The 7,562-nt window shown below is 31.7% G+C and carries 10 protein-coding genes; all 10 read right to left on the reverse strand.

Annotated features, from left to right (window positions below):
- Window positions 1-159: 159 nt before the first annotated feature.
- Window positions 160-555 (reverse strand): type VI secretion system tube protein TssD, encoded by a 396-nt coding sequence (gene tssD, locus WBQ70_RS12865; protein ID WP_423914902.1) that lies wholly within the window; start codon window positions 553-555, stop codon window positions 160-162.
- Between the two features lie 150 nt (window positions 556-705).
- Window positions 706-1,092 carry a type VI secretion system tube protein TssD gene (tssD, locus tag WBQ70_RS12870; protein ID WP_423914904.1) on the reverse strand — a complete coding sequence of 129 codons (387 nt, stop codon included), beginning with the start codon at window positions 1,090-1,092 and terminating at the stop codon, window positions 706-708.
- Between the two features lie 147 nt (window positions 1,093-1,239).
- Window positions 1,240-1,671 (reverse strand): GPW/gp25 family protein, encoded by a 432-nt coding sequence (locus WBQ70_RS12875; RefSeq protein ID WP_423914905.1) that lies wholly within the window; start codon window positions 1,669-1,671, stop codon window positions 1,240-1,242.
- A gap of 6 nt (window positions 1,672-1,677) precedes the next feature.
- Window positions 1,678-2,391 carry a hypothetical protein gene (locus WBQ70_RS12880; RefSeq protein WP_423914907.1) on the reverse strand — a complete coding sequence of 238 codons (714 nt, stop codon included), beginning with the start codon at window positions 2,389-2,391 and terminating at the stop codon, window positions 1,678-1,680.
- A 64-nt stretch (window positions 2,392-2,455) separates the two neighbouring features.
- Window positions 2,456-2,980 (reverse strand): hypothetical protein, encoded by a 525-nt coding sequence (locus WBQ70_RS12885; RefSeq protein ID WP_423914909.1) that lies wholly within the window; start codon window positions 2,978-2,980, stop codon window positions 2,456-2,458.
- Window positions 2,981-3,084: 104 nt separating this feature from the next.
- Entirely contained in the window at window positions 3,085-4,455 is a 1,371-nt protein-coding gene (locus tag WBQ70_RS12890) for a DUF5458 family protein (protein ID WP_423914911.1), read from the reverse strand.
- Between the two features lie 21 nt (window positions 4,456-4,476).
- On the reverse strand, window positions 4,477-4,926 hold the full coding sequence (locus WBQ70_RS12895; RefSeq protein ID WP_423914913.1) for a hypothetical protein: 450 nt from the start codon (window positions 4,924-4,926) through the stop codon (window positions 4,477-4,479).
- Between the two features lie 51 nt (window positions 4,927-4,977).
- The gene (gene tssO, locus WBQ70_RS12900) at window positions 4,978-5,490 is read right to left on the reverse strand and encodes a type VI secretion system TssO (RefSeq protein ID WP_423914914.1); all 513 of its coding nucleotides are present in this window, start codon (window positions 5,488-5,490) and stop codon (window positions 4,978-4,980) included.
- Window positions 5,491-5,519: 29 nt separating this feature from the next.
- Window positions 5,520-6,689, reverse strand: a complete 1,170-nt coding sequence (locus WBQ70_RS12905) for a hypothetical protein (RefSeq protein WP_423914916.1) — start codon at window positions 6,687-6,689, stop codon at window positions 5,520-5,522.
- A 678-nt stretch (window positions 6,690-7,367) separates the two neighbouring features.
- The coding region (locus tag WBQ70_RS12910; protein WP_423914917.1) for a tetratricopeptide repeat protein at window positions 7,368-7,562 on the reverse strand (195 nt) is incomplete at its 5' end.

The raw sequence follows: 7,562 nt of genomic DNA on the forward strand, positions 1-7,562 counted from the left end.
GTGTATTGCCAAACAAAAGAAAAATGATGGTGATCGGCCATTTTTTGCGAGAGGTTCAAATTATAATAAACCACGTTTTGCGAAAAACTGCCAATCGTTATATGTACTTGATCTGAAAAATGTGCCATAATGAATTGCCTTTTATATCATTGCTTTTAATTAATCTAAAGCAATCCAGTTATTTGAAAATGTAGCGTCGCCAAAAGTCAATTCCTTAGCCACAAGCTCGAGTGTGATTTTCATCGGAATATCTGTTGTGCTGGTAAACTGCTCGTCATAACTAACGCAATAAGCTTTGGTGAATTTCAACTCTTTCATTTTACTAAGGGCATCACGTCTATAAAAGATGATTTTACCATCTTTGGTTAAGTCACCATTGAGCATCCAAGTTAAAAAATGGGTACTTTGAGTGGCCTCTAAGATCATTTTGATAATACCGCCTTTGGCATTACCTGTGGGTTTGCTTGTGTTGTCGATTTCTTGTTTAAAATTGATGTGGAATTCTAAAACATTAAATTCCTCTCCGTCAATTTGTAATTTGGATAAAAAGCTCATCGTTATATTGATTAGAAATTTGAAAATAAGTAAGCGCCTACTGGCAACTTACTGCTAAAAGATTGCAATTGCATAAATGAAAAAAGGAAGCCCAATTACTGGACTTCCTTTTTAGATTCAAACTTAGTTCAGATTGATAAAGTCCAAGGATTAAACCCAAGCATTATCAAACTCCCCTCCACCCATTGAAATTTTACGAGCAGAGATCATAAAAGTTTCAGTTAAAGGTGTTGCACTGTTGTGATCAAAGTTTTCTTTGTACTTCACCATGTAAGCTTCAGTAAACTTTAATTCTTTCAAAGTCGCGTTAGAATCACGCTTGATGAACTTAACAGAACCATCCTTTCTTTCGAAATTATTAGTCATCCACTCAAATAATTCAGTGCTACCTGTAGACTCTACTTCAATGTTAATTCTACCCCCACGTGTTACTGTAGATGGGCGCCCTGAAGCATCTGTTTCTTGAGCTAAATCGTAGCTCACATTTAAAACTTTGTACTCTTTTCCGGCAACTGATAACGATGTTAAAAACGACATAATATTTTTTTTAGTTATTTATATATTTATTTACAGCGCTAATGTAGGAAATATTTTTATATAAAATATTATTTTTTAACAAAAAATTACTTATTAATATTTATTTAACATACTATAAGTCAAAAACATCCGCATTTACTAGTTGTTTCATTTATATGATAAAGGACTTACAAAAAAATAACCATTGAAATTAAAACTTCTATTAGTACTTTTTACGGTAGCTTCAATAACAATATCTACCCTTTTCTTTGCTCGATTTACTTCCTCAAACACATAACACTCTTCGGTTAACTCTACACGGAGTTCGTTAAGCTTAATTCGACCTTCATGTAATTGTAACGATTGTTTCATCGTTTTAGAGATCGTTTCCTTCAAAACACTCTCGTTCATCAATGAATCAAAATCGATTTCCCAAATTCTAGAACCATAAGAGTCGTCAAATTTGCACTCCCCAAAAGTAGTAGTAGCCAACAGAATTATTTGTTGCGCTATTGAATGTTCAATAGAGGTTTTTTCCAACTCTCTTTTTTGCATCACAGCAGTAAAATCAATAGGTAATTTATAAAAAGATCCTTTCATTATTTCTTAAAAATAAACTACCTTATTTGTTTTACCGTTCTCCTTTACCTCTATATTCTTCAAAATCTTTTTTCGTTTAATCAACGTTAGACATACCTTGGGGGTTATCTTAAGCACCTTCTCACGATATAATATATCTCCTAGAAAACGCTGTCCTTTATTTTCATCTACAATTATAAAATATCGAATTCCTTTTTGTACATCGAGCCCATTAATATCTCCAGCATAAATTTGAATCATCTCATTGTTTTTTTCGAAAGTATAACTGAGCTGATCGTTTTTTAGTATTCGTTTTCTTGTTATATCAAAATTCTCTAAAGTTTCGCTGAGTGGTTCAAAGGCGTTATTTTCGAATAAATAATTTTTAGTTACCATAAAATTTAAACCTAAAAAGCCCCACAAGCCTTTCTGCGTTGTTTGTTCTTTATACAAAAAAGTATCTCGAGTTACCTTATAAACTTCCATTTCATTGGTCTTATCATCAGTTACAGTCATTTGATATAGTGGCAATTCAATCTCTGTGGGTGCTCCAGGGTGATCAACTCCTGTTTTTAAATTCATAACACCTATTTCTTTTTCAGAAATTACAATAGTAATAGTATGTTGCTTCAAGCCAGAATCAGTGCGGACAACAATTTTACCTTCACCTTCACCAGAATAAAAAATGGCTCCTTTATTATCAGTTAATCCTAGCGAAAGATTTAATTCTGGAAATGGCATAACATTATTTTATTATTTATTTTTACTTCTTGCAAACACATTTATCATAGGTATAATACACCTACTATTTTTCAATTTTATAAACCTTCAAGCACTTCAAATACGCTTTAAAATTATTATTTTCTTTAATTGTAGGTCTAAATTCATAATCTTTTTTAAGAGTAAAAAATTTAAATGAACCAATACTTTTTTCAACTAACACATCAAAATCCTTATTAGTCAATCTCACCACTGCTGTACCTTCACAGTTAACTGAGAAGGAGTTCTTCAAAACATATTTCTCACCAGTTGTAAAGTAAATTTCTAATGGTTGTTTATGTTTTACACACACATTATCTGTAAAAATTTTAAAATATAAATATATACTTCTCTTTCTTTTTCCTAGTTGAACCACTGAATATTCAAAATTTTCATTGTAAACACGTAATAAAATTGGAGGAGCACTAGCATATAGTTTTCCGTCCAAAAACAAATCGTTTTGTACAATTTTACAATTTTCAACATCAACCATTGGAGTATTATTTTGCGCTACAACAACACTTGAAATTGACAAAAAAGAAATTAAAAGCACTATTTTAAATACATTCATGAACTTTAATTATTTGGTTTGATTACTCAAAGGATTACTATTAGAATTCAATAGGAAACACTACTTAATTCGTGTTCCCTATTACTAACTATTTTTACTTCAAATTACTTTTGTTCATAATCTGTATCCCACTCAGTACCATCATCTCCTTTATGACCATCCATTTTGATCAAAAAGTTTTTTGCTGGAAAGTAAGGTTTCATATGGATATCCATATAAATTCTATCTTTTTGAAGTGGATCTTGTTCAAATCTTCTAATTTCAAAATTTTCGATTAATTTGTCTGGACCAGTTATACCATCTAAGAAACTTACAATCTGATTCATAATTTCTTTGCGTGTTTTTGCTGTGAAATTCTCAAAAGCACGACGGTTCAAAAAGTCCATTAACACTTTCGTCACATAATCAAATACTCGTACTACTGAATAGGTTTGCAAACCAATATTATCTCCACTAAATAATGTTTTAGCAGAAAAAGCCATTACTTTACCATATTCATTTACCATTGGTACTAAACCTAAGTTTTCTAGATTAGCAATTTCGCTTTTCTTAAGATCAAATTTAACCCCATCAACTTCATTGATACCACCAAATTTTTTACCTGCTGTTACCTGCGACATTAGTGTTTTGTAGATCTTGCCAGCAAGTGCTGCCGATGGAGCAATGTGCAGGTCTTCATTTTCACCAATTTGATCAAATCGACCACGACCAACCAACCAGTTGCATGTCATAATTACATTTGACTTATAGACCTCTCCACCTGTTAATGCTGCTGCATCAAACATTTCCATAACATCATCTGGCTCGTCAAGGTGCTCAAAATCAGTAACAAGCATCACCTTATTTTCGTGCGCTATTTTTGCCCATTTTTCAATTACTTTATTAGATCCTAAATAACCTGGAATCACTAGAAGTCCATAGTTATTTTTTAAATCTAATCGGTCGTAATTATTTACTAATTCTGAATGGATTGAGTCAATAAAACGAGTGTTATCCAAATCTTTTAACTGTTCTAAATCAGCGTTAACTATGGTAACATTCTTTACTTTATCTGATTCGGTATTTTTATAAAATGACGCTACAGTTCTATATGCTGCTTCAATTTCTCTAGTTTCGGCAACGGCTTTGATCAAATTTTTACGCAATAAAGCTTCAGACTCCTTACTTCTATCTTCACTTTGCGCTACCATATCAGTTATAGCTTCGTTATTAGTTAAAACAGAAACCCACAGCTCTAACGTTTTTCTTAGAATTTCCCTTTCTTTTGTTTTATTTACCTCACCTAAGAAAATTTTTCTTCTCGCTTTACGTTCTGGATTTAAATTTTGTATGCCTTCAATTGACATTTCCAATAACTCAAAACCACCATATTTAGCTAAATTTTCTACATTTTGCTCGATCGAATTCCCAGACACTTTACGTTCTGACAAATTCACCTCAAAATTATTATCTTGTAACGATTCTTTAGTTGACATCTCTTATCGTGTTTTAGGGGTTTACTCGTTCTCTTTTAATTCGCTAATTAAAGCTCCTAGACTTTCCAATAATGCTTGTTTAGCATCATCATCTTCTAATGCCGCTTTTAGTATCTTATTTGATTTCAATTGACGAATAATCTTTTGATATTGGTCTTTCTCTGTTTCCAAATCAGACAAGAAGCTACTTTGTGACGTGATTCCTTTAACTCCAAAATCACCAAGATTACTAAACTTTAAAGCCTCTGTTTTAGATGCACCATCAGCATTCTCAAAAGCCACCTTAACTTCTGGTTTAAAATGTTCAAATGCTTTTTCAATACTTGTAATTCCTTCAACCAATTCTGGTTTTACTGGAGCATCTACTGTTAATTTTTGAGCGACAAGTGTTCTATTTTGAGGGATAGCAGAAATAGCTTCATCTGCATCTAGCTTTACCTCATTACCTCCAATTCCATAATTTGATAACATAATATTCTTTTTAATGATGAGTTATTTGTTTTTTACTTCAGTATTATTTTATTATTGATTCTGGTAAACTTGGCGACAAACATCTAAATCTCTACTTACCTTTTCTAATTCTAATTTATATGTTTTAGCTGACAACGCTAAACTATCAATCAACTCAGAGCTATGCGTTAAACCTCTAATTTGCTTTTTATAATCAATAATATTTTTGTAAGCTAAAATAACATTGCTATATAGCTTTTTATTTTCAGTAGTATCTTTAGGTATTTTTTGGTAAATATTTGCCACCATCACATTAGCTAAACGTTGTTGAAAATCATTATCCACATTTGGCGCATTTATTGAATCAATGGCCATACGAATACTATCAATTTTAATAGAGAAGTTGGTTTGATAATCGTATTCTCTCTTAATCATTTGATTTTCAGCTTTAAGTATTTTATTTTCGGCAGTAGGCATATAAAAATTAAATGATACTGCGATTAACATCACCGTGAATGTTAAAATAAATGCAATTAAAAAAGCGATAAAAGCTTTTTGACGTTCTTGTTTGTTTAATACTTCCATACTAGTTTATTATTATTGTGTTTTAGGTGTTAATCTTTAATGAAGAAACCGTGTCTCTTAGTATTACTTACTATCTCTTTTTTTTCTGTCTCGGCTACAAACAGTTCTATATTCTCTTTTTTCTTACCAATGTAATCTAACTTAGAAATGGTCTCAAATAATTGTTCAATTTTATTTATAAAATTCATAGTTATGCCTGCTGTTTTGTCAATCTGTACATGGTCATAAGTTGCATTAATTAATGAAGTAAAGAGGACTTCTAACTCTCCTTGAGATAAATCACACCATTCGGCAAAATAATTTAGCATTTCCTCTTTTCCTGCTCCAGATTTTGAGTCAATAAAATTCTTAGTTACTCTAGCAAATGAGACAACCGTGCTTAACATTGCCGCAGGATGCTCGTGTAAAGAAAACCAACGAAACTTAGGAATAACATTTCCTAGATAATAACCCGTATTATCCGATAACTGCATTAAAGTGTTTGCCAATAAATTACTTTGTGGTAAGCGATTAATTTTTTGAGAAATCTGAACAGCATAAATTTCTATTTGCCCTAAGGAACGAGCAATTTGAGACTGCATAGTCACTAAGCTATGGTGACACGCCGCTGTAACAGATGCTGGTATGTAATTTTTATCAAGTAGTATTGAGTCTCCAACTAGTACTTTGCCAACAGCAAAATAAAACCCCCCAAAACCAATACCTGAACGAAATTCTTCTAACCTTATTAAGTGTAATTTATAATCAGGTTGCGTGTAAGGATACCTAGGAGGCACTTCTTCTGGATCGGGCTCTCCAAAAGGAATTCTCTTCTTAGGGTTCACGGAAATACAAGCCATTAGAACAGCTTGTTCTCCCTCTTTGATTTCGTACGTATCCTCTAAATAGGAAACCTGAAAATCAAGCGACTCTGTGTTTGACCTACTTATCTCGATTCGGGATCCATTAGGTGTAATAGCATGACATTCGTCTACTCGAACGCGTACTATATTGTGATTATCTAAATTTAATGAGATACTTATGGCTTCTTTTTTCTGGCTTCCCATATCGAGTAAACCATAATTGATAGGTGTTGTATGCACTCCCACAGCATCAGTCACCAATTCAGATACGTTATCCTGCATCGACAAAAAGTGATTTTTGTTGATTTTCATTCCGTCAATCCAGTTTACAGGAAAATGACTTAATTTTTCTATCATGACTTACTTTTACTTTTATAAAACAGCTCTATACAGAAGAGCTCAATGATTACAAATAAATATTATTGAATTATCCTTTGTATGGCAATCCAGTGTACAAATAGCCTTTGAAATAACTATTTTGAGCGTATATTGGTTTTTATTTCGAATTGCAGTCGTTTCACCTTTTATTTAAAACTAGGAACGACTCTTGTTCTCAAAAGTGAACAATTTTATAATCATCCAATACAAGAAATTCCTATACTAGAAAAAAATACTATTGTATGAATTTACACCAACTTATAAATCAGTTTTTTTATCTTAAAAACAGATAGACAAATTGGCTTGTAAGACAACTACTCTTTTGAATTAAAAACATGCACTATACTTCTTATAAAAACTTAAAATACACTGTCGTAAATTTACTACCAAAAAAGTTATAGTTGCTAATTTTATTTTAAATTTTATCACAAATTTTCTTTTTCATTTGTAAATGACTTCTCATAAAACTCGCAAAGGATTGAATTCTCTAGGATTTTTGAATTTTTGAAAATGAAATTAGAAAATGATTTTGCACACAAAATCTTGAAAAAAGCAGCAAAAGTGTTTGTAACTTTTGTACGACACATTAATTAATTGTTAATTTTTAACTAAACACATTCAAAAAACAGCTCCAATAAATGTCCAGTCATACTTGGTTTACATTTTATTTTGCACTCTTTCGATAGCATTATCGTACACTGTGTTTTGCTTCAACCCTTTGGCCAATCTGTAGAAATTTAAAGCTTCGTCAAAATCATTGTCGTTTTCAAAAATTTTGGCAATGTTATAATAGGCTCCCGCTTTTGTGGTATTGATGGAGTTGCCAGCAGCAAAAGTAATGGCTTTTCTATT

It is taken from the genome of Flavobacterium sp. (assembly GCF_049590715.1).
Lineage (GTDB): Bacteria > Bacteroidota > Bacteroidia > Flavobacteriales > Flavobacteriaceae > Flavobacterium.

Coding starts and splice junctions, on each gene's coding strand:
- WBQ70_RS12875 (WP_423914905.1), bottom strand. CDS start 1,671: ATGAAAGGATCTTTTTATAAATTACCTATTGATTTTACTGCTGTGATG.
- WBQ70_RS12885 (WP_423914909.1), bottom strand. CDS start 2,980: ATGAATGTATTTAAAATAGTGCTTTTAATTTCTTTTTTGTCAATTTCA.
- tssD (WP_423914902.1), bottom strand. CDS start 555: ATGAGCTTTTTATCCAAATTACAAATTGACGGAGAGGAATTTAATGTT.
- WBQ70_RS12880 (WP_423914907.1), bottom strand. CDS start 2,391: ATGCCATTTCCAGAATTAAATCTTTCGCTAGGATTAACTGATAATAAA.
- tssD (WP_423914904.1), bottom strand. CDS start 1,092: ATGTCGTTTTTAACATCGTTATCAGTTGCCGGAAAAGAGTACAAAGTT.
- tssO (WP_423914914.1), bottom strand. CDS start 5,490: ATGGAAGTATTAAACAAACAAGAACGTCAAAAAGCTTTTATCGCTTTT.
- WBQ70_RS12890 (WP_423914911.1), bottom strand. CDS start 4,455: ATGTCAACTAAAGAATCGTTACAAGATAATAATTTTGAGGTGAATTTG.
- WBQ70_RS12905 (WP_423914916.1), bottom strand. CDS start 6,689: ATGATAGAAAAATTAAGTCATTTTCCTGTAAACTGGATTGACGGAATG.
- WBQ70_RS12895 (WP_423914913.1), bottom strand. CDS start 4,926: ATGTTATCAAATTATGGAATTGGAGGTAATGAGGTAAAGCTAGATGCA.